Genomic DNA, 21,820 nt, shown 5'->3' on the forward strand with positions numbered 1-21,820 from the left:
GAGATGACGCGAGCGCGAGGTCAGCCGAACAGTGCGGCGGCCTCCTCGTAGCGGTACAGCGGAACGGTGTTCAGCTCGCCGAGGGCCTCGTCGAACGAGACGCGGACGATATCGGTGCCCTTGAGCGAGACCATCTGGCCCCATGCACCGTCGACGAGCGCGTCGGCCGCCGCGAGCCCGAGGCGCGTCGCGAGAACACGGTCGAACGCGGACGGCGAGCCGCCGCGCTGGATGTGGCCGAGCACGGTGGCGCGCGTCTCGATGCCGGTCAGGCGCTCGATCTCGGGGGCCAGCACCTCGCTGATGCCGCCGAGGCGGGGACGGTTGAACGCGTCGAGCCCCTTGTCGCTGTAGGCCTCGTCCTGGCCCTTGAGCTTGAAGCCCTCCGACACGACGACGAGCGGCGCGCGGCCACGGTCGAAGGCCTTGGTGACCTGGGCCGTGATCTCCTCGATCGACATCGGCACCTCGGGGATGCAGATGACGTGGGCGCCTGCGGCGATGCCGGCGTGCAGGGCGATCCACCCGACGTGACGGCCCATGACCTCGGCGACCATGCAGCGCTGGTGCGAGTCGCCGGTCGTGCGCAGCCGGTCCATCGCGTCGGTCGCGATGTTGACGGCGGTGTCGAAGCCGAACGAGTAGTCGGTCGCCTTCAGGTCGTTGTCGATCGTCTTGGGCACACCGAGCACGTTGATGCCGTCGTTGGCGAGACGGTTGGCCGCAGCGAGCGTGCCTTCGCCGCCGATGGCGATGATGCCGTCGATGCGGTGCTTGTCGAGGGTCGCCGCGATATTCTCGGCGCCGCCGCGGGGGCCCTCGTACGGGTTCGTGCGGCTCGTGCCCAGGATCGTTCCGCCGACCTTCGACAGCCCCTTCACCTCGTGGCGCGTGAGCGGGAAGAAGTCGCCGTCGACGACGCCGCGCCAGCCGTCGCGGATGCCGACGAACTCGATGTTGTACGAGGTGGTGCCCTTGAGCACGACGCCTCGGATGACAGCGTTGAGTCCGGGGCAGTCGCCGCCGCTGGTGAGGATGCCGATCTTCATGGGGAGATCCTTCGTTGTTGCTCAAGGTGGAGTGTGGCGACGCTGCCTCAGGTCGAGACTATCGTCGCGGCGCGGGTGCTGCCAGGCGAGCCCACCGGGAGAACTCGCCGGGCCCGGGCGCGCGCATCCGACATCCTGCTCGAACGAGCTTGGCACGGAAGCTGCGGCTGCGACACGATCGGATGATGCGCAGAATCATCGACCGCCTCGCTGCGGCCTTCGGAGGCGCCGAACCCGACTACGTCGCCGAGATCGCCGCGGGTAGCTACGACCCGTCCTACCGCTTCATCCGCCCGTCGGACGAGTTCTGGTCGGTCGCGAAGACCTATCCCGCGGCGCCCTGACGAACGACGGCCGGGCGCCGGTTCGATGACCGGGCCCGGCCGTCGCCGAAGAACGCTGCTCAGTCGGCGCCGAGCGCCTGGCGGAGCAGGTGCATGAGGGCCGACAGCTGCACCGAGTCGCTCGAGGTCGGGTCCACGGCCTCTCCGTCGAGCGCGCGGGCGGCGAGGCCCTGCTTCGAGTCGATCAGCTCGGCGATCTTCGTGTCGATCGTGTGGGCGGCGATGATCCGCCAGGCGGTGACCGGCTCCTCCTGACCGATCCGGTGCACGCGGTCGATCGCCTGCGTCTGCTCGGCTGCGGTCCACGACAGCTCGGCGAGGACGACGTTGGAGGCGGCCTGCATGTTCACGCCGACACCTGCCGCCGTCAGCGAGCACACCGCGATGGCGACATCCGGGTCGCTGTTGAAGGCGTCGATGGCCTCCTGGCGGGCGGTCGCGCTCTGATCGCCGCGCAGCGAGACGGTCCGCAGCCCGGCGGCCGCGAAGTGGGCCTCCGCGGCGTCCATGACGTCGATGTGCTTGGCGAAGAACACGACTTTGCCCACCGACCGCTGCAGCTGAGCGGCGTAGTCGGCGGCGAGCACGGCCTTGGCCTGGCCGATGCGGCGGACCATCGTGAAGACGTTCTCCGCGCCGGCACCGGCGGCCTTCGATTCCTCGAGCTCCTGCGTCGCGACGAGGCGCACGATGTCGGAGTCGGCTTCGCCGATGAGCACGCGGTCGCCGCGCGCCTCGATGATGCGACGGTACCGGGCGGCCAGACGCTCACCGAGCTCGTGCTCGGCCTGGCGGATCGACCGGCCGTACTCGTCGTCGAGCTGCACGGGCAGGTCGGCGATCAGCTTGTCGGGAAGGTCGGCGGCGACGTCCTTCTTCTTCCGGCGCACGATGCCCATCGAGATGACGGCGTCGCGAGCAGCGGGATAGAACGCCTTGTCGGCCGGCGTGAGGCCGGTCTCGTCCAGACGCTCCATGAGCGCAGGCCCCGGCTTCTCGCCGTTGGTCCAGCCGAGGAACCGCCAGATCGCGTCGAAGTCCTCGACGTCGTTGATCAGCGGCGTTCCCGTCAGCGCGAGCATGAGCGGGTCGCGCACCTGCTCGCGGATGCGGCCCGCGAGGGCGAGCACGTTCTGCGAACGCTGCGAGCTGAGGTTCTTGATGAAGTGCGCCTCGTCCACGACCATGCCGCGCAGGCCGATCGATCCGAGCCACGAGAGGTGGCGGTCGAGCACCTCGTAATTGACGATGAAGACGTCGGCGAACGCGTCGATCTGGTCGCCGTCGCCCGAGATCACGGTCGCGCGGCGCTGGGGCGTCCAGCGCTCGACCTCGCGGGCCCAGTTCATCTTGACGACGTTCGGCACGACGGCCAGCAGCGGATAGGCACCGGCGACGGATGCCGCGAGCACCGACTGCGCCGTCTTTCCCAGACCCGGCTCGTCGGCGAGCAGGAACGAGCGGTGACCGGCTCGCACCGACTCGAGGAACCGCGACTGGTGCGGCATGATCTCGAGGCCCTTGGGCGACAGACGATCGAACTCGGGCACGGGAGGAAGGTCCATCGAGGCAGCCGCCCCGCCTGCGCCGGACTCGAACGCCTTGTAGAGCGGCCCCATCAGCTCCCAGCCGTCGAGTCGACGACGCGGTGTGTCGTGCGGGGCGTGCAGGTCGGGATCGGGTGCGAGGAACGGGTTCGCCTCGCGGCGAGCCACGACCTGCGGAGGCGTGACCTGCCGGTCGGCGAGGGCCGGAGGCACGACGGGGGCCTGCACCGGGACGACGTCGGTGATGATCAGCTCGTCCTCGGGCAGCTCGGCGCCTGACTCGAGCAGCCAGTCGCGCCGCATCCGCTTGGCGACCGGCGATGTCGCCTGGTCGACCTCGAGCAGCTGGATGAGGGATGTGTCTCGCGCCGCGGTCTTGGCGAGGATGGTGGCGACGCCGTCGAGCCGCTTGAGCAGCTCTGCGCGGGCGGCGGCGGAGACGTTCTCGTCTGCCTTCACCCGCGCGCGCTCTTCGCGCACCAGGAAGGCGATGACCTGGAACTTCACGCGATTGGTCGGTCCGAGCTTGCCTCGCTGCGCCTTCGCCTCGACCTCGCGCACCTTGCGGGCGAGGATCGGGATGAGCGGGGCGTCGTCGTCGCGTCGGGCGGACGAAGACTTCCGTCGGCGGTTGGCGGTCGCTGCGGCGGTGGCCATGGTCGGCATGCTCCTCCTGAGCCTGAGTGCCGGAGTTCCGTCGTGACGGAAACGTACGGGTGCCGCTCGAACGGACGCCGAAGCGTCATGCGAGCGAAGGGCGAATCGCGCCGGCCGGCCGCGGGCACTCGCTTCAGCGAGCTGCGGCGTCGAACCCGACGATGTCCCCGGCGACCATTCTATGCCACGACCGGCGCGGCCCGCGAGGTGGGCGCGCTCGGGCCGACCTCAGGGCCAGAGCTGGGCGACGATGCCGGGTGTGTACGCATCCGGGCCGTAGTTGACCCATCGCGTCGCAACCCACACGTTGCCGCGGAGGAAATGGGTCTCCCCCAGGTCGACGACTTCCTCGTCCATCGAGAGCATCCGCTGGGACGTGCGGAAGTACATCCCGCCCGAAGCCTCCTCCGAGCCGAACCCGGACGACGTCAGTGCGTCGACGATGAGCTCGGACTGAGCGGGCGAGACGATCGACACGGTGGTCGCGATTCCGCGGTCGGAGGGGGTACCCCACGTGCACCGCAAGCTCGGCACGCCGGACTCGAGCACCGTGAGCGCTTCTGCGTTCTCGGTCGAGTACATCGTCACCCCGGGGTCGTTCAGCGGTGCGATCTCCGCGTCGAGCGTCGCCCTCAGGTCGCCCGCGAACAGCTCGTCGCACGACGAAGGCAGACTGATCTCGTCGTCGGTCGCCTGGGACTCGATCGGGCTCGGCGTCGCTGACGGGGTCGGATCGAGCGAGGGCGATGCGGTCGACTCCGCGGGAGCGGGGGTCGCGGTGCCCCCCGCGGGCGTCGCGCATGCCGTCACCAGCAGCGCGACCGCGGCGACGACCGGGATGAAGCGGAGAGCGGTGCGGTGCGTGACGGCCATGTCGAGATCCTAACGAGCCGCTCGCCCTACGCGCTCCGGCGCGCGGGTCGCAGCGCCGATCGCAGCCGCAGGCTGTTGAGCACGACGAAGACGCTCGAGAACGCCATGGCGGCCGCGGCGACCATCGGGTTGAGCAGGCCGGCGACGGCGAGCGGGACGGCGGCGACGTTGTACGCGAACGCCCAGAAGAGGTTCCCGCGGATGATGCCGAGGGTACGACGGCTGAGTTCGATCGCCTCGGCCACCGCCCGGGGGCTGCCTGCGGTGAGCGTGATGTCACTGGCGTGCTTGGCGGCGTCCGTGCCGCCGCCCATCGCGATGCCGAGGTCGGCGGCGGCGAGGGCGGCCGCGTCGTTGACGCCGTCGCCGACCATGGCGACGCGCTCCCCCGCGGCCTGGCGACGTCGCACCTCGTCCAGCTTGCCCTCCGGGCGCACATCGGCGACGACCTCGTCGATGCCGAGCTCGCTGGCGACCGCTGCCGCGGCCCCGGCGTTGTCTCCGGTCACCAGGACAACCGAGGCTCCCGTGCGGTGCAGCCGCGTCACGGCTTCGCGGGCGTCGTGGCGGACACGGTCGGCGACCGCGATGACCGCTCGGGCGGCGCCGTCCCAGCCGACGGCGACGACGGACGCTCCGGATGCCGCGGCCTCGCGCGCCGCCGCATCGAGCTCGGCACTCAGCGCGCCCAGGCGCTGGGCGACGAAGGCGACGCTCCCTGCGGTGACCTCGCGCCCCTCGACGGACCCGCTGACGCCGCCGCCGGGAACCCCGGTGAAGTCAGTCACCGGAGGAACGGCGCCCGCTGCCGCGACGATCGCGCGGGCGATCGGGTGCTCGGAGGCCGACTCGACGGCGCCGGCCGCGCGCAACGCCTCGTCGCCGTCGATCCCGCCCGCGGTGACGACGGAGGCCACCGACATCCGCCCCTCGGTGAGGGTGCCGGTCTTGTCCATGAGCACGACATCGATGCGCTCGGCCGCTTCGAGGGCCTCGGGTCCGGTGATGAGGATACCGAGCTCGGCACCGCGACCGGTGCCGACGAGAACGGCGATGGGCGTGGCGAGACCGAGCGCGCAGGGGCAGGCGATGATGAGGACGGCGACGGCGGCCGTGAAGCCCGAGGCCACGGGCGCACCGGCGATGATCCATCCGACCAGGGTCAGCACGGCCACGACGATGACGACGGGGACGAACACCGCGGAGACGCGGTCGGCGAGTCGCTGCACACGGCTCTTGCCCGACTGGGCCTCGTCCACCAGACGCGCCAGGTGAGCGAGACGGGTCTCGTCGCCGACCGACGTGGCGCGCACGCGCAGGCGGCCGCCCGAGGCGATCGTCCCGCCGGTCACCTCGGAACCGGGGCCGACGTCGACGGGCACCGACTCGCCCGTGAGCATGCTCTCGTCGACGGCGGCCGCGCCGTCGACGACGACGCCGTCGGCCGCGATCTTCTCGCCGGGGCGCACCACGAACTCGTCGCCCACGCGGAGCGCCTCGATGCCGACGCGGCGACCGTCCGCGAGCTCGACATCGGTGGCCCCCAGCTCGAGCAGGGAGCGCAGGGCGGCTCCCGCGCGTCGCCGCGAGCGCTGCTCGATGTAACGGCCGAGCAGGATGAGCACGGTGACGGCCGCGGCGACCTCGAAGTAGACGAGCGACGTCGGATCGTGCACGGGGCCGAAGAGGACGACATCGTGACGGATGCCGATGCGCCCGGCAGATCCGAACAGCACCGCCCACAGGCTCCAGGCGAAAGCGGCGAAGGTGCCGAGCGTGACGAGGGTGTCCATCGTCAGGGCGCCGTGGCGCGCGTTGGCGAACGTCGCGCGGTGGAAGGGCCAGCCGGCCCAGAACACCACCGGCGCGGTGAGGACGAGCGACACCCACTGCCATCCGGGGAACTGCCATGCCGGCACCATGCCGAGCACCACGACGGGCGCCGCGAGCACGATGCCCCAGATCAGCCGGGTGCGCAGGGTGGTCCGGCCCGGCACGTCCTCGACGTCGTGCTGATGACCCGTCCCGTGGTCGTGCGCTGCGCCGTGGTCGTCGTGCTCCTCGGGTGCGTCGTGCGCGCCCGAGGGGTGCGCCTGCGGGCGCCCCCGCGGCGCGCGGACCCGAGCGCTGTACCCCGCTTCACCGACGGCCTGGACCAGGTCGTCGACCGAGACCGCGGCGGGATGCTCCACGCGCGCGGATTCGGTCGCGAGGTTCACCGTCGCGTGGACACCGTCCAGGCGCTGCAGCCGCTTCTCGACCCGGGCGACACAGCTCGCGCACGTCATCCCCTCGATGTCGAGGACGGCGTGGCTGCTCTCCCGCCCGGCGGTGTCCGCGCTCATCAGCGTCGTCCGGTGACGGTGTAACCGGCCTCGGCCACAGCGGCCGAGACGACGTCGTCGTCGGGCGGCTGCACGGCCGTGACCGCGACGGTGCCGGCGTCGACGTCGACGGCGACGTCGGAGACACCCGGAACGAGCCCGAGCTCGCGGGTCACCGCTGCGGCGCAATGCCCGCAGGTCATGCCTTCGACGGTGTAGGTCTGAGTCGTCATGATGCTCCTTCTTCGTTCGAGGACGCCAACAGGATACCCCCTAGGGGTATTCCCGTCGATGCCTGGACATCCGAACGGCGTACGCTGAAACCATGTCCACGATCTCCGAGCGCGAGCTCGCCGCGACCCTCGACCACGCCATCCTCAAGCCCGAGCTGACCCGCGAGCAGGTCGACGCCGAGCTCGACATCGCCGCCGAATGGCGGGTCTTCTCGGTGTGCGTGCGCCCCTCCGACATCGCGCACGCCGTCGCGCGACTCGACGGCACCGGCGTCGCCGTCGGCACGGTCATCGGCTTCCCGCACGGCACGACGTCCACGGCGGCGAAGGTCGCCGAGGTCCGCCAGGCCGCCGCCGACGGTGCCTCCGAGTTCGACATGGTCGTCAACATCGCCGCGCTGCGTTCGGGCTTCGACGACGTCGTCGTCGACGACATCCGTGCCGTGGTCGAGGCGGCCGAGGGCAAGATCGTCAAGGTGATCCTCGAGACCAGCCTGCTCGACGACGAGCAGATCGCCCGCGGCAGCCGCCTGACCGAGGCCGGCGGAGCCGACTTCGTCAAGACCTCGACCGGCTTCGCCGGGGGCGGCGCCACCGTGCCCCACGTCCGCCTGATGCGCGAGAACGTCGGCGAGGCCGTTCAGGTCAAGGCCTCCGGCGGCGTGCGCAGCTTCGCCGACGCGGTCGCCATGCTCGACGCGGGCGCCACGCGCCTCGGCACGAGCGGCAGCGCGACGATCCTCGGCGAGGCGCGCCGGCTCGAGGCCGGCGGCGAGGCCACCGGCGCCGTCGACGAGTCGTCGTACTGACCACGCGGGCCGCGGCCCGCTCCGGCGCGCGAGGCGCCGGCCTCAGGCGAGGGCCTCGCGCACCCGGACGACGTCGTCGTCCATCTGCTCGATGAGCGCCGGAATGCCCGCGAAGGCCACCATCCCGCGGATGCGGGCCGTGAAACGGACCTCGACGCGGTGACCGTAGAGGTCGAGGTCGGTCTCGTCGAGCACATAGGCCTCGACCTGCCGCTGCGGGACGTCGTCGAACGTGGGATTCGTGCCCACCGAGATCGCCGCCGGATAACGGATGACGCTTGCCGGCAGCATCCCGTCGGCACCGGGCATCCCGAGGTCGATGAGCCATCCGGCGTACACGCCATCGGCCGGGATGAACCCCGCGGCATCGGTCGCGAGGTTCGCGGTCGGGTAACCGAGCTCGCGCCCGCGCTTGAGTCCGTGCACGACCTCGGCCTCGACCGCGTGAGGGCGGCCGAGCAGGCGGGCGGCCCCCGCGACGTCGCCGGCCGCGAGCAGATCGCGCACCCAGGTCGATGAGACGCGCCGTCCGGCGTCGCGGGCACGGACGTCCGTGACGACGTCGACGTCGAACCCGTGCTCGCGCCCGAGTGCGGCGAGTACCTCGGGATCACCCTCGCCGCCGCGACCGAACCGGAAGTCGTCGCCGACGAGGACCCCGACGGCGCCGAGCGCGCGAACGAGGATGCTCTCGACGAAGTCGCGTGCCGAGAGCGCGGCGAGCTCCGCGTCGAATCGCAGCACGAGGACGGCATCCACCCCCGCCGCCGCGAGGAGGCCGATCTTCTGATCGAGCGCGACGAGCGGCTCGGGGCACAGCTCCGGACGCAGCAGGCTCAGCGGGTTGCGGTCGAAGGTGACCGCGACGACGCGCGCGCCGCGGGCGGCGGCATCGACCCGGGCCCGGTCGATGACCGCCCGGTGCCCCGAGTGCACGCCGTCGAACTTGCCGATGGCCACGACGCTCGGGCCGAAGTCTGCGGGAACCTCGGCGGGGTCTCGATAGACGGTCACCATGACGATCCCTCCAGGACGGCCGGACGCTCGCGGCTGTCCTCAGCGCCGTTGCGGTGCGACACGAGCCACCAGATGCCCACGAACGGCAGGGCGAGCGGAACCCAGAAGTAGCCGAAGCCGTAGCCCGACCAGACGGTCGCGTCGTGCGAGAACAGGTCGGGAAGCACGAGGCTGAGCGTGCCGACGACGAGGACACCCACCAGCTCGAAGCAGATCGCGACCCACGCGATCGCGTACCAGGTGCGCGATCCGGACTTCACCAGTGCGACGGTGGCGAGCACGTACACGAGGGCCGCGGCCGCCGACAGCGAGTACGCCAGCGGTGCGTTCGAGAAGTCCTCCACGATCTGGACGAACGAGCGTCCCGTCGCGGCGAGCGCCATGACGGCGTACACGACCACCAGAACGCGGCCGATGCCGGTCATTCGAGGGCGGGGATGATCCATGACCTCACCAATGATAGGTGGCACGCGGGCGGCTTCAGACGACCTGAACCGTCCAGATCACCTGCATCCGCCAGACCATGATCGCGACCGACAGTGCGGCCACCCCGAGGATGACGGTGCTCCAGCGACTGCGTTCGACGAGCGCCCAGAACACGGCAGCGGGCGGCAGCAGCACAGCGGAGACGAGATACACCCAGAACTCCAGGAGACTTCCCGACGGGGCGTTCCCCGCGAGCGGCGCGATGATCGCGACGACGACCTGCGCGATCAGGAGCACCTCGACGAGAGCGAGCGACCCGACCGAGAGATCGCTCGGGCGGCGGTTGGCGAGGCCGAGGACGGTGCAGAGCAGGCCCGCGGCGACCGCCACCGCCACCTGCACGATGGTGAAGACCGTGATCATGCGTCCTCCGCCATGTTCATGAGGCTCTTGACGTCGGCACCGCGACGCTCGACGATGCCGACGAGTCGTCCGTCGGGATCGATGGCCGCCGGATGCGGCGCCGACAGGCGCGCCGCCGCTCCGAGGAGTCGCTTGCCGTGGCGCAGGTCGCGCGCCTCCTCGGCGCTCACGTCGAAGGCGCCGAGCACCGCGGCCGCGACATCCGCGTCGCGCAGCAGCTGCGTGTCGGGGGCGATCTCGGTCGCGGCATCCGAGACCGCGAACGGTCCGATGCGGGTGCGGCGCAGGGCCGTGAGGTGTCCCCCGACGCCGAGGTCGGCACCGAGATCGCGAGCCAGCGCCCGGATGTACGTGCCGCTCGTGCAGTCGACGACGACATCGACGTCGACGGCGCGGGATGGTCCACCCTCGGCGGCGCCGGGGTCGGCCTCGAGCGCGACCTCGCGCACGTCGCGCACGTCGAAGCGCGAGACGGTGACGCGACGTGGCTTCAGCTCGACCTCTTCGCCCGCGCGCGCGAGGTCGTACGCCCGCTTGCCGCCGACCTTGATCGCCGACACCCGGCTGGGCACCTGGTCGATCTCGCCGGTGAGCGCCGCGATGCCGCGATCGATGCCGGCGCGGTCGACCGCGGCGAGTGCCTCGTTCGTCGCATGGTCCGTCACGGTGCCGTCTGCGTCGTCGGAATCGGTCGAGACGCCGAGGCGAATGGTCGCCTCGTAGGTCTTGTCGAGCCCCACGATGTAGGTCAGCAGGCGAGTCGCCGGCCCCACACCGAGGACGAGCAACCCCGTCGCCATCGGGTCCAGCGTTCCGGCGTGACCGATCTTGCGGGTGCCGAGGGCTCGGCGGGCACGGGCGACGACGTCATGACTGGTCATCCCGCCCGCCTTGTCGACGAGCAGGATGCCGCGGGGCGCGGTTTCGGGCATGCCTCCCAGCCTACGGCGGCACCCCGCCGGCCCCGGACGCGGTCAGTCCAGCGCCAGCTCCACGGTCGCGAAGGAATGCGGCGGCATCGTCACGACGAGCTCACCGCCCTCGAAGGCGGTCGTGAGGGGCCGCGGCTCGACACGGTCGGGCACGTCGGCGTCGTTGTACGTCGTCGCGCTGTCCGCCCCCAGCACACGGGCACGCGTGACGCGCGCGCCGCGGCCTCGGAGGTCGATGCGCACCTCGCACTCGTCGTCCGTCGAGAGGTGGGTGAGCGAGATGAGCGCCGCCCCCTCCTTCGTCGAGGCGGACATCGACACCAGCGGCAGTTCTCCCCCGCGCGCCGTCGTCGCGGGCGCGTCGAGCACGTGGGCGGCGAGCGCACGGGCGTCCTGGTGCCCCTTGTTCATCTCGAACACGTGATACGTCGGGGTGAGGACGAGCTTGTCACCGTCGGTGAGGATCATCGCCTGCAAGACATTCACCGTCTGGGCGATGTTGGCCATCGAGATGCGCCGCGCGTAGCGGTGGAAGATATCGAAATGGATGCCGGCGACGAGGGCGTCGCGAATCGTGTTCTGCTGGAACAGGAACCCCGGGTTGGTCCCCTTCTCGGCGTTCCACCACGTGCCCCACTCGTCGCAGACGAGGCTCACCCGGTTCTCGGGGTCGTACGAGTCCATGACCGCGACGTGTCCGCGGACGACGCGCTCGAAGTCGCGAGCGTACGCCATCGTGTCGTAGAACTGCTCGTCGGTGAACGTCGTCGCGTCCTCGCGATTGATGCCCGATCCGGTGTGCGTGTAGTAGTGGAACGAGATCGCCTGGTACGGATGCTTGTCGTACAGGTTCGCGGCGTGCGACTCGACGAGTGTCTTCACGAGCACCCGCGTCCACTCGAAGTCATCCTCGTTGGCGCCGGCAGCGATGAGCGTCAGCCGGTTCTCGCCGTGATCATGGCAATAGGTCGCGTACCGCCGTGCTTCTTCCGCGTAGAACTCGGGAGACAGGTTGCCGCCGCACCCCCAGGGCTCGTTGCCGATGCCCCAGAACGGCACACGCCACGGCTCGTCGCGACCGTTCTCACGGCGCAGCCGCGCCATCGGGCTGTCGTCGTCACGCGTGAGGTATTCGACCCACTCCGACATCTCCTGCACCGTGCCACTGCCGACGTTGCCGTTGACGTACGCCTCGGTACCGAGCAGGTCGCACAGATCCATGAACTCGTGGGTTCCGAAGTGATTGCTCTCGACGACGTCGCCCCAGTTCGTGTTCGCGATCTTCGGACGCTGCTCGCGCGGACCGATCCCGTCGCGCCAGTGATACGTGTCGGCGAAGCATCCGCCGGGCCAGCGCAGGTTCGGGATGTCGAGCGCGCGGAGGGCATCGACGATGTCGGTGCGGATGCCGCGGATATTGGGGATCGACGAATTCTCGCCGACCCAGAAGCCGTCGTAGATGCAGCGCCCGAGGTGCTCGGCGAAGTGCCCGTAGATGTGTCGGCTGATGCGATCGCCGACGACGTCGAGGTCGATGACCGCACGTGCGGACGAGGTCATGTGGTTCTCCAGTGCTCGTGCTCGGTGAGCGGGACCAGCGGAGGACGCGCCGCGGTCGTGGTCAGGGTGATGCGGCGGCCCTCTCGCGCCGACCGGGTGAGAGCGCTCATGATCTCCAGGACGTGCAGGGCGACCTCGCCGCTCGCACGCCCCGCGCCGGCGCCGCCGCGCACGACGTCGAGAACCCCGATGCCGCGGCCCGCGCCTCGGTAGCCGGCGCGCGGTGCGATCGCGGTCCACTCCGCTGCCCGCGGCCGGCGCATGGTCACCTCGCCGTCGAAGAAGTTGGGGTCGGGCAGGGTCAGCGAAGCGCTCTCGCCGTGCACCTCGATCGGTGCGGCATGGGTCGCGGCGGCGTCGAAGCTGAAAGTCACCGTCGACAGGGCACCGCCTGCGTGCTCGAGCACGCCGGTGACATGCGTGTCGATCTCGACGGGGATGCGCTCCCCCGCGCGCGGACCGGAACCGATCGTGCGCTCGTCGCGGGACCGCGATGACGCGCCCGATACGCGCACGACGGGCCCCAGCAGATGGAACAGGGCCGTGAGGTAGTAGGGCCCCATGTCGTAGAGCGGTCCGCCGCCTTCGCGATAGTAGAAGTCGGGATGCGGGTGCCAGGCCTCGTGTCCCGACGACAGCCACGTCGCGACCGCCGCGATCGGCCGGCCGATCTCACCGGCGTCGACGACCGCGCGCGCGGTTTGCACACCGGATCCCAGCACGGTGTCGGGAGCCCCGCCGACCCAGGCACCGTTCGCGCCGGCCATGACCCCGAGCGCCTCGTCGAAGGTCGCGGCCAGCGGCTTCTCGCCGTAGACGTTCTTTCCCGCGGCGAGTGCTGCGCGCGCGACCTCGCCGTGGGCGGCGGGGATCGTCAGGTTCACCACGGTCTGCACCGCCGGGTCGGCGACGAGCTCGGCGACCGACAGCGCCCGCGCCCCCGGGAACCGCTCGGCGACCGACCGGGCGCGGTCGGCGTCGAGGTCGGCCGTCGCCGCGATACGGACGGCGGGGTGTTCGCCCAGCGTCTCCAGATACTGGCCCGAGATGACCCCGAGGCCGACTACACCGATGCCGTGCGGCTCGCCCACAGCATCCCCCTCTCGATGATGGTGCGGACGTTGACGTCGCGCAGGACGACGAGACTGTGCCCCGGCGTCGCGACGAAGATGCGCCCCTGTCCCCACTCGCGCGTCCAGACGGCGGGCGAGGTGATGGGGCGGTGCCACGGGTGGTACGGCTGCACGGGGTGCGTCGTCGTCGCGAGAACGTCGTTGAGGTCGTCGCAGAGCACCCAGTACTGCTCCGTGCGCAGCGTGAAGTCCTCGAGACCGGCCATGATCTGCGACCGGCGCCCCGCGTCGGTGAGGTCGACGGTGTAGCAGAGGTAGTTGTCGGTCTCGTCGCCGACCCGGGCATCGGGGTGCTTCGCGGGATGCGTCGCGAACTGCCCGCCGATGAGCTGCAGGTAGTCGGAGTTGTCGCGGTACGAGTCGGCGATGCCGCCGTGCCAGCCCGCGAGTCCTGTTCCACGCTCGACCGCGTCGCGGAGGCCCGCGAAGGCCTCGCGCGAGATCTTCGACATCGTCACCGATTGCACGATCAGATCGGTGCGCTCCATCGTCTCCCGGTCGGTGTAGACCTCGTTGTCCTCCTCGATGCGGACCTCGAAGCCGTTCTCCTCGAGGAACGGGACGAAGAGGTTGGTGGCCTCGACGGGCTTGTGCCCCTCCCAGCCGCCTCGGACGATGAGCGCCTGTCTCGCGGTCATGAGCTGACCCCTTCCACTCGGATGCTTCTGCTGTCGGATGCCGCGCTCTCCTCGACCGCCGTGAGCACGCGCTGCACCCCGGCGGCCTCGGCGAACGACGGACGCGCGTCGATCTCACCGGCGACGGCGCGGACGAAGTCGACGCTCTGATGCGTGAACAGGTGCTCGTAGCCGAGCCCGTGACCCGCTGGCCACCAGGCTCCCGCGTAGGGGTGCTCGGGCTCGGTCGCGTCGATGCGCCGGAAGCCCTGCTCGCCGGCGGGGAGTGTCGCGTCGGCGAAGAGCAGGTCGTTGAGGTGCGAGAAGTCGAAGGCGACCGCCCCGCGGTCGCCGCTGATCTCGATGCGGTTGGCGTTGCGATGGCCCGTGGCCATGCGCGTCGCCTCGAAGACGCCGAGAGCGCCGTCGGAGAAGGATGCCGTGAACGCCGCGGCGTCGTCGACGGTGACGCGCTCGGCGCCGGCCCCGGCTCCGGCCCGGCCGCCGAGCCCGACGCGCTCGTCGAGGACGGGACGCTCGTCGACGAAGGTGCGGAGCGTGCCCGAGACGCTCGTGATGCGCGATCCCGTGAGCCATTGGGCCGCATCGATGCTGTGCGCTCCGATGTCGCCGAGAGCGCCCGATCCCGCGCGGTCACGATCGAGGCGCCACGTGAACGGAGCCTCTGGATCGGTGAGCCAGTCCTGCAGGTACTGGGCGCGGACGTGCCGGATGCGGCCGACGCGGCCCTCCTCGATCAGGCGCCGCGCCAGAGCGAGGGCGGGCGTGCGGCGGTAGCTGAACCCGCACATCGCGACGACGCCGCGGGATCCCGCCGCGGCGGCGGCATCCGTCATCCGGTCGGCGTCGGCGACGTCATTGGCCAGCGGCTTCTCGCACAGGACGTGACGGCCGGCGTCGAGGGCGGCGAGCGCGATCTCGGCGTGGGTGTCGCCGGGGGTGCAGATGTCGACGGCGTCGATGTCGTCGCGTGCGATGACGGCGCGCCAGTCGTCGCTCGACTCGGCGATGCCGAACCGCGACGCGGCATCGGACGCACGCTGGGCATCGCTGCCCGCGAGCACGACGACCTCGGGCTCGAACGGCAGATCGAAGAAGCGCGGAGCAGTGCGCCAGGCGTGCGCGTGCATCCGTCCCATGAACCCGGTTCCGATGATCGCGATGCGCAATCGTCTCGACATCCTCGTCTCCCTCCGCACCGGTGCGTGTGATCGCGGACCACGATGTCACAGCCTCTCGACGCGGCCGTCGCGCTTTGCGCAAAATAGGGGCATGCCGTCTCACCGACCGAGTCTCACCGACGTCGCCGCGGCCGCCGGGGTCAGCGTCGCGACAGTCTCACGCGCGCTCCGCGGGCGCGGCGAGCTGTCGCCCGAGACCCGCACACGCGTGCTGCATACGGCCGAAAGGCTCGGGTACACGCGGGGCGGAACACCGCGAGGCCGGCCTCGCGGCGGTACGTCCCGCATCTTCGATCTGGTTCTGGGGCACTTCCACGATCCCTACACCGACGAGGTCGTCGCGGGAGCCCACACCGCTGCATCGCGCCTGAGCTACGACCTTGTCCTCACCGCCGAGCGCGACGATCCGGGCGACGACTGGCCCGCTCGCATCCGCTCGCGGGGATCGGCAGGGGTCGTGCTCGGCCTCATCCTGCCCACGGCCGCTCAACTGGAGATCGTGCAGAGCGCGGGCATCCCCGTCGTCCTGCTCGAGCCGCCGTCGGGGACCACCCAGCGCGTGCCGAGCGTGCGGAACACCGATCACGCGGGCGGCTCGGCGGCGGCGGAGCACTTGCTCGCGCAGGGCGCGCGGCGCTTCATCGTCATCGGCGGCGCTCCGTCCTACCGGTACGGCCGCGCGCGGATCGAGGGCTTCCTCTCGACGCTCGACGAGACGGCACCGGCCGCGCCCCGCACCCTGACGACGGCGGACTGGGGCGCGGCGGACGCGCGGCGCGCGTGCGCCGCTGCGCTCGACGACCTCGGCGGCGAAGGCCCCATCGGACTCTTCGCCTGCTCCGACGAGATGGCCGCGGGCGCCTACCGGGCGATTGCCGAGGCCGGGCTCGCGGTAGGGCGCCACGTTCTCGTCGTGGGATACGACGACGTGCGTGGTGCGCGGTGGCTGCATCCCCCGCTCACCACGATCCGCCAGCCCATCCGCGAGATGGCCGCGGCAGCGGTCGGCCTCCTCGCGCAGATGGCGGGCGGCGCCCAGCTCGCCGACGAGGTGGTCGAGCTGCCCACGGTCCTCGTCGCCCGCGGCTCGACCGGCCGCCCCCGGTGACGACCGCCGCGACGGCTCAGGATGACGCGACGACCGGGAAGTACACGGCGTAGCGCTCGTCGACGATCTCGTTCAGCGGCACGAATCGGATGCCGGCCGAGTTCCCGACACTGCGGTATCGCGTGAGCCACTGTGACCACTGCCTCTCATCGTCGGCGGCCAGCAGCGTCGCCGGGTCGGAGCTGTCGCCCACGAGCGGCGTCTCACGGTCGACGAGGCCCGCGAGAACGACGGCGCCCTCGACGAAGGCGACGGTCTCGGGCTCGTCGGGAATCGGCACCGTTCGCAGTTCGAATCCGAAACCCAACTCGACCTCGGTGCGCCCGCCGGGGTGATCGACCTCCACGAAGCTCCCGCGACGCACCACCGCGAGGTCCGACCGAACATGCACCTCGCCCATGGTCCAGGCCGGCACGCGCATCCGGACGCGGCCCCCGACGCTCGCCGGCGACTCGATCACGACCGACACCCGCAGCGCGTGCGGCCGATGCGCCGGGCCACCGGGGCCCGCGTTCGCGTCCGGACCGACGTAGAGCGCGTCGTCGAGGGTGCGCACCTCGACAACGAGGCGGCCCGCCGCGGTCTGCGCATCGGCGCGGACGGGGATGTATTGCGCGACGGTGACGGCGTCGTCGTCCGCGTAGACCGCGAGCGAAGAGTGCCGCGTGTGCGCCTGCACCACCGTGCCGTGGCAGCACCAGAAGTCTTCGGTGGGCGATCCCCATTCCTTGCGCGAACCGCTCTGCAGGGGCAGGAAGTAGCTCACCATCCCGGTGCCGGGATGCTGCTGCGCCAGGATGCCGTTCACCAGATTCGCCTCGATGTAGTCGAGGTACGACGCCTCCCCGGTCCACCGGTAGAGCACGTCCGCCAGCCGGATCATGTTGTACACGGCGCAGTGCTCCTGCGTCTTCGTGCCCCGCCGCGCGGCGAAGGCGAACGGCGGCGTCCAGATCTCACCCGAGGTCTGTCCGCCCGTGCAGAAGGTCCCGCGTCGCGTGACGGCCCAGTCCCAGTACGCCTCGACGACGCGTCGCCAGCGTTCCTCTCCGGTGACCTCGAAGGCGCGGGCAGCGCCCAGCACCTCGGGGATCGTGGTGTTGGCGTGCATGTTGGTCAGCATGTCCTCCCCCGCCAGCAGACCGTCGAAGAGCGACCGGTGGTCGTACCGGTCGAGGAGCTCGCGATACATGTGGTCGCCGGTGGCGTCGAGGAGGTCTGCCCACGCCTCGAGCATGCCGCCCGTCTCGACCTCGAGGATGGCCTGGAACTCCTCGGGCTCGAATCCCCGCGCCCATTCCGCGAGCACCCCGGCCGCCCGGTGGGCGATGCGCAGAGCTCGCTGGTCGCCGAGGTCTCGGTAGACGTCGACCAGACCCATGAGGGTCTTATGGATGTTGTACTGCGGCGCCCACACCTCGCGCCCCTCGGCGAGGCGGCGCAGGAATGTCTGCGGAATGCCGAACACCCAGCCGTCCCCGGCATCCTGGCACGCCTCGAGCTCATCGAGGACGACCGCGAGCTTGCCCCGCAGCACGGGGTCTCCGGTGACGGCGACCTCGCGCGCGGCAGCCGACATCCAGTGCCCGACGAAGTGGCCCCGCAGAAGCGCGCCCGGTGTCTCCCAGCCCCAATGGCGCCCCCAGCCGCTCTCGACCCCCGGGGTGGCCGACGGCTTCAGGTGCCATCCCTGGTCGCCGATTCCCGCCTCGATGCGGTGGTTCTGCACGAGAGCGCGTTCGTCGAGCGACGCGAGGTACTCGCGGTTGACGCGGCGACGGCGATCGTAGGTGCCTGCGAGCAAGCGGGCGGCACCGGGCGCGAGAGCGGATGCGGTCATGGTTGTGCCATCTCCTTCGATGTGCTGAGATCGATCTCTGACTGTACCGCCCGAGCGATGCCAGCAGAATAGGAGCATGGATTCCATGCGCGTGATCCACCTCAGTGCCGAGGGAGTCTCCGTCGTCATCGCGACGACGAACGACGGGATGCCGGAGATCGTCCATTGGGGCGCGGCCGTGACGTCGGCAGAAACCGATCTCCTCACGTTCGTCGAAGCCGAGAACAGAACCGGGATGGTCGGTGATTCCGATGTTCCCTACCGCGCGAGCATGCTTCCCGAGCACAGCCGCGGGTGGTTCGGAGCACCAGGGCTGTCGGCGCATCGCGGCGGCTCGGGGTGGGCGCCCCGCTTCGCCCTGCGCTCTCTCGCCCTCGACGGCGAGGAGGTCGGAGCGGGGGTGACGTACGCGGACGGGGGCCGCGTCAGCGCCGTGCTCCACGACGCGTACGCCGAGATCGAGCTCGGATTAGAGATCGATCTCACGTCAGATGGGCTCATTCGCGCCCGCGCCCGAGTCCGAAACACGGCCGACGCCGACATGGCAGCGGTGCCGCTCGAGATCCACGCCCTGGCTGTCGCCCTTCCGATACCGACGTGGGCGCAGGAGGTGCTCGACTTCACCGGCCGGTGGGGACACGAGCGCATTCCGCAGCGGCATCCGATCGTCCGCGGCGATCATTCGCGCATCTCGCGCCGAGGCCGTACCGGCTTGGACGCGACGCTGGTCCAGGCGGTCGGGACCCCGGGCTTCTCGGCGAGCACCGGCGAGGTGTGGATCGGACACGTCGGGTTCAGCGGCAACCACGAGCACACGATCGAGCGGACCGACGGGCGCCTCCACTTCCGGGGCGGCGAGTCGTTGCTCCCCGGCGAGATCCGGTTGGCGCCCGGCGAGGAGTACTCCGGGCCGTGGGTGTTCGGCAGCTACGGATTCGGACTCGACGGCGCCGCGGCGCGCTTCCACTCCTACCTGCGTAAGCGCTCTCGTTCGTCCCGCCGCCCCCGCCCCGTGACGATGAACGTCTGGGAGGCGGTGTACTTCGACCACGACCACCGGGTGCTCGTCGACCTGGCGGCCCGCGCCGCCGAGCTCGGCGTCGAGCGCTACGTCCTCGACGACGGCTGGTTCCGCGGGCGCAACGACGACCGTGCGGGGCTCGGCGACTGGACGCCCGACCCGGTCGCGTGGCCCGCCGGCCTCCGCCCCCTGGCCGACGAGGTCCGCGCTCTCGGTATGGAGTTCGGGCTCTGGGTCGAGCCGGAGATGATCAACGAGGACTCGGATCTCGCCCGTGAGCACCCCGAGTGGATCCTCCGCGCGGGACCCGAGCTTCCTCCGCGCTACCGGTTCCAGCAGGTGCTCGACCTCACGCAGCCGGGCGCCTTCGACCACATCCTCGCGGCCCTCGACGGGCTCATCGACGATATCGGCGTGAGCTACCTCAAGTGGGACCACAACCGTGACCTCATCGCGGCCGGGCACCCCCGTTCGGGCACTCCCGCCGTCCACGAGCAGACCCTCGCGGTGTACCGCCTCATCGACGAGCTCCGCCGTCGCCACCCCGACCTCGAGATCGAGAGTTGCGCCTCCGGCGGCGGGCGGGTCGACCTCGGCATCCTCGAGCGCACCGACCGGATCCATCCGTCCGACAGCCACGATCCGCACGATCGCTTCGGCATCCTGAGGTGGACGGGGCTGCTGGTGCCCCCGGAGATGATGGGGTCGCACGTCGCCTCCCCCGTCTCGAGCGTCACGGGCCGCATACACGATCTGCAGTTCCGGTGCGCCGTCGCATTCCTCGGGCACTTCGGCATCGAATGGGACATCCGCGACCTCGACGCCACCGACCGGCGCATCCTCAGCGACTGGATCGCGCGCTACCGTCGGCACCGCGAGCTCATCGCGACGGGGCGCACCGTCGGTGCGGGTGAGCTCGACGCCACATCTCCGCAGGTGCGTGGCGTGGTCGCCGCCGACCGTTCGGAGGCGCTCTTCACGATCGTCACTCCGACGACCTCGCCCGACACGATCGCCCGCGTGCGGTTCCCCGGCCTGGCCGCCGACCGCAGCTACCGGGTGTCGGTGAGCGGCTCGGACTCGTTCGGACCGCCGTGGCAGGTTCCGGCGTGGCTTCGGGAGAGCCCCGATCTCGGCGGTGACGGCGACGGCGAGCGCGAGGGCCGCGGTCCGGTGATCGCGGGGGCCGTGCTCGCACGCGTCGGGCTGGACTTCCCCACGTTCCACCCCGACCGCGCGGCGGTCGTTCACCTCGCGGCGGTGGCGGGCCCGTGATCGGCGAGCGCCGGGCCGCCGCATCCCGTCCCCCCATGGGGTGGAACAGCTGGGATTGCTTCGGGTCGTCCGTGACGGAGGCCGAGGTGCTCGCGAACGCGGAGTACGCCGCCGAACACCTGCTCGCGTTCGGGTGGGACACGATCGTCGTCGACATCCAGTGGTACGAACCCGATCCGGGTGCGCACGACTATCGAGAGGTCTCTCGTCCGCTGCTCGACGCCTGGGGACGGCCCCTCCCCGCGCCGGGGCGCTTCCCCTCCGCTGCAGGCGGCAGCTTCCGGCCGCTCGCCGACCGCGTCCACGAACTCGGCCTGCGCTTCGGGGTCCACCTCATGCGCGGCGTCCCGCGCGCCGCCGCGGATGCGGGACTGCCCGTCTCGGGCCACCCCGACGCGACGTGCGACTCGATCGCTGATCGTGCGAACGTCTGCGTGTGGAACCCCGACAACTACGGCGTCGACATGACCGCGCCCGGCGCGCAGGAGTACTACGACTCGGTCATGGCACAGCTGGCCGCCTGGGAAGTCGACTTCGTGAAGCTCGACGATGTGCTCTACCCGCCTGTCGAGACGGCGGAGATCGCGGCGATCTCGCGCGCGATCGACCGCTCGGGACGCCCCATGGTCCTGAGCCTCTCGCCCGGCAAGCGACTGTCGCTCGCGCACCTCGACGCCCTCCGCGAGCACGGCCAGATGTGGCGGATCTCGGACGACTTCTGGGACGACTGGACCCAGGTGGTCGAACAGTTCCAACGCGCAGCCCGCTGGGCGCCGTTCCAGATGCGCGGAGCGTGGGCGGATGCCGACATGCTCCCCTTCGGCCGCATCGGTGTGCGCGGACACGTCGGCGAAGACCGGCTCAGCCGCTTGTCGGTCGAGGAACAGCGCACCGTCATGACGCTGTGGAGCATGATGGGCTCACCGCTCATGATGGGCGGTCACCTGCCCGACACCCCGCCCGAGACGCTCGCGCTGCTGCGCAATCGCGGGGTCCTGGCGCTCCGTGACGGCGAGGAGTCGCGCGAGATCGTCCGCGACGGACACCTCGTCATCTGGAGTGCGCGTGTGGGCGCGCGCGAGTATCGCGCGGTCTTCTGGCTCGGAGACGATGAGCAGGAAGTCATCGTCCACCTCGCCGATCTCGGGCTCGCGGACACGGGGACGGCCGGTGCGTGTACGGACGTGTGGAGTGGGAAGAGCGTCGAGATCGCCGACGGACGCGTCATGCTGACCGTGCCGGCTCACGGCACGCGTCTGCTCGTCTTCGACTGACACTCGGGATGCGCGGCCCCGCCCGACAGGCGAGCCGGCGCAAAGGGCTGTCATCTCGCCGCTGACACGACCATTCACGTCGGGTCGGCGACCATCGACGACGCACGCTCCCCTCCGGCACGCGAGCCGACGCAGACGGCTGCCAACTCGCCGCTC

19 protein-coding genes are annotated in these 21,820 nt (G+C 70.9%); 5 read left to right on the plus strand and 14 right to left on the minus strand.

Features of this window, described 5'->3' with window-relative positions:
• Positions 1 to 20: 20 nt before the first annotated feature.
• Positions 21 to 1,049 (minus strand): 6-phosphofructokinase, encoded by a 1,029-nt coding sequence (locus CBF90_RS06450; protein ID WP_023955073.1) that lies wholly within the window; start codon positions 1,047 to 1,049, stop codon positions 21 to 23.
• 185 nt (positions 1,050 to 1,234) lie between these two features.
• Between CBF90_RS06450 and CBF90_RS18385 the strand changes: the two genes are divergently transcribed.
• Entirely contained in the window at positions 1,235 to 1,393 is a 159-nt protein-coding gene (locus tag CBF90_RS18385; RefSeq protein WP_172407794.1) for a hypothetical protein, read from the plus strand.
• 59 nt (positions 1,394 to 1,452) lie between these two features.
• Here CBF90_RS18385 and CBF90_RS06455 read toward each other — a convergent pair whose 3' ends face one another.
• The 4 genes from CBF90_RS06455 to CBF90_RS06470 all read right to left on the minus strand — a co-directional run bounded on the left by CBF90_RS06455 (position 1,453) and on the right by CBF90_RS06470 (position 7,027).
• Positions 1,453 to 3,606 (minus strand): DEAD/DEAH box helicase, encoded by a 2,154-nt coding sequence (locus CBF90_RS06455; RefSeq protein ID WP_023955077.1) that lies wholly within the window; start codon positions 3,604 to 3,606, stop codon positions 1,453 to 1,455.
• Positions 3,607 to 3,825: 219 nt separating this feature from the next.
• Positions 3,826 to 4,470 carry a hypothetical protein gene (locus CBF90_RS06460; protein WP_023955079.1) on the minus strand — a complete coding sequence of 215 codons (645 nt, stop codon included), beginning with the start codon at positions 4,468 to 4,470 and terminating at the stop codon, positions 3,826 to 3,828.
• 26 nt (positions 4,471 to 4,496) lie between these two features.
• Complete coding sequence (locus CBF90_RS06465) at positions 4,497 to 6,815, minus strand: cation-translocating P-type ATPase (protein ID WP_088380180.1); 2,319 nt, start codon at positions 6,813 to 6,815, stop codon at positions 4,497 to 4,499.
• Positions 6,815 to 7,027, minus strand: coding sequence for a heavy-metal-associated domain-containing protein (locus tag CBF90_RS06470; RefSeq protein WP_023955083.1), 213 nt, complete (start codon positions 7,025 to 7,027; stop codon positions 6,815 to 6,817). Before CBF90_RS06470 ends, CBF90_RS06465 begins: the two co-directional genes overlap by 1 nt.
• 92 nt (positions 7,028 to 7,119) lie before the next feature.
• On the opposite strand from CBF90_RS06470, the gene deoC reads away from it, so the two are divergent.
• Entirely contained in the window at positions 7,120 to 7,836 is a 717-nt protein-coding gene (gene deoC / locus CBF90_RS06475; protein WP_023955085.1) for a deoxyribose-phosphate aldolase, read from the plus strand.
• 42 nt (positions 7,837 to 7,878) lie between these two features.
• Here the strand turns inward: deoC and CBF90_RS06480 are convergent, their stop codons facing one another.
• From CBF90_RS06480 to CBF90_RS06515, 8 genes are read right to left on the minus strand one after another with little or no spacing between them, the layout of a single operon-like run.
• A complete protein-coding gene (locus CBF90_RS06480) occupies positions 7,879 to 8,850 on the minus strand; it encodes a bifunctional riboflavin kinase/FAD synthetase (protein ID WP_064955106.1) in 972 nt (323 codons plus the stop codon).
• Positions 8,847 to 9,299, minus strand: coding sequence for a hypothetical protein (locus tag CBF90_RS06485; RefSeq protein ID WP_052007890.1), 453 nt, complete (start codon positions 9,297 to 9,299; stop codon positions 8,847 to 8,849). Before CBF90_RS06485 ends, CBF90_RS06480 begins: the two co-directional genes overlap by 4 nt.
• A 34-nt stretch (positions 9,300 to 9,333) precedes the next feature.
• Positions 9,334 to 9,702 (minus strand): hypothetical protein, encoded by a 369-nt coding sequence (locus CBF90_RS06490; RefSeq protein ID WP_023955091.1) that lies wholly within the window; start codon positions 9,700 to 9,702, stop codon positions 9,334 to 9,336.
• Positions 9,699 to 10,634, minus strand: a complete 936-nt coding sequence (gene truB, locus CBF90_RS06495) for a tRNA pseudouridine(55) synthase TruB (protein ID WP_023955093.1) — start codon at positions 10,632 to 10,634, stop codon at positions 9,699 to 9,701. Before truB ends, CBF90_RS06490 begins: the two co-directional genes overlap by 4 nt.
• A gap of 42 nt (positions 10,635 to 10,676) precedes the next feature.
• Positions 10,677 to 12,194, minus strand: a complete 1,518-nt coding sequence (locus CBF90_RS06500; RefSeq protein ID WP_023955095.1) for an alpha-N-arabinofuranosidase — start codon at positions 12,192 to 12,194, stop codon at positions 10,677 to 10,679.
• Positions 12,191 to 13,285: a Gfo/Idh/MocA family protein gene (locus CBF90_RS06505; protein ID WP_088380181.1), complete on the minus strand. Its 1,095-nt coding sequence runs from the start codon at positions 13,283 to 13,285 to the stop codon at positions 12,191 to 12,193. Before CBF90_RS06505 ends, CBF90_RS06500 begins: the two co-directional genes overlap by 4 nt.
• Positions 13,258 to 13,965, minus strand: a complete 708-nt coding sequence (locus CBF90_RS06510; RefSeq protein ID WP_023955099.1) for a ThuA domain-containing protein — start codon at positions 13,963 to 13,965, stop codon at positions 13,258 to 13,260. Before CBF90_RS06510 ends, CBF90_RS06505 begins: the two co-directional genes overlap by 28 nt.
• Positions 13,962 to 15,146, minus strand: a complete 1,185-nt coding sequence (locus CBF90_RS06515; protein WP_088380182.1) for a Gfo/Idh/MocA family protein — start codon at positions 15,144 to 15,146, stop codon at positions 13,962 to 13,964. Before CBF90_RS06515 ends, CBF90_RS06510 begins: the two co-directional genes overlap by 4 nt.
• Before the next feature lie 91 nt (positions 15,147 to 15,237).
• On the opposite strand from CBF90_RS06515, the gene CBF90_RS06520 reads away from it, so the two are divergent.
• Complete coding sequence (locus CBF90_RS06520) at positions 15,238 to 16,254, plus strand: LacI family DNA-binding transcriptional regulator (protein WP_064955078.1); 1,017 nt, start codon at positions 15,238 to 15,240, stop codon at positions 16,252 to 16,254.
• 16 nt (positions 16,255 to 16,270) lie between these two features.
• Here CBF90_RS06520 and CBF90_RS06525 read toward each other — a convergent pair whose 3' ends face one another.
• Positions 16,271 to 18,094 carry a beta-L-arabinofuranosidase domain-containing protein gene (locus tag CBF90_RS06525; protein WP_172407795.1) on the minus strand — a complete coding sequence of 608 codons (1,824 nt, stop codon included), beginning with the start codon at positions 18,092 to 18,094 and terminating at the stop codon, positions 16,271 to 16,273.
• Positions 18,095 to 18,170: 76 nt separating this feature from the next.
• Between CBF90_RS06525 and CBF90_RS06530 the strand changes: the two genes are divergently transcribed.
• Both CBF90_RS06530 and CBF90_RS06535 read left to right on the plus strand, forming a co-directional pair.
• The gene (locus CBF90_RS06530) at positions 18,171 to 20,390 is read left to right on the plus strand and encodes an alpha-galactosidase (protein WP_088380183.1); all 2,220 of its coding nucleotides are present in this window, start codon (positions 18,171 to 18,173) and stop codon (positions 20,388 to 20,390) included.
• Between the two features lie 35 nt (positions 20,391 to 20,425).
• Positions 20,426 to 21,664 (plus strand): glycoside hydrolase family 27 protein, encoded by a 1,239-nt coding sequence (locus CBF90_RS06535; protein WP_088380184.1) that lies wholly within the window; start codon positions 20,426 to 20,428, stop codon positions 21,662 to 21,664.
• Positions 21,665 to 21,820: the final 156 nt, after the last annotated feature.

The organism is Microbacterium sp. AISO3 (assembly GCF_002204305.1).
GTDB lineage: Bacteria > Actinomycetota > Actinomycetes > Actinomycetales > Microbacteriaceae > Microbacterium > Microbacterium arborescens.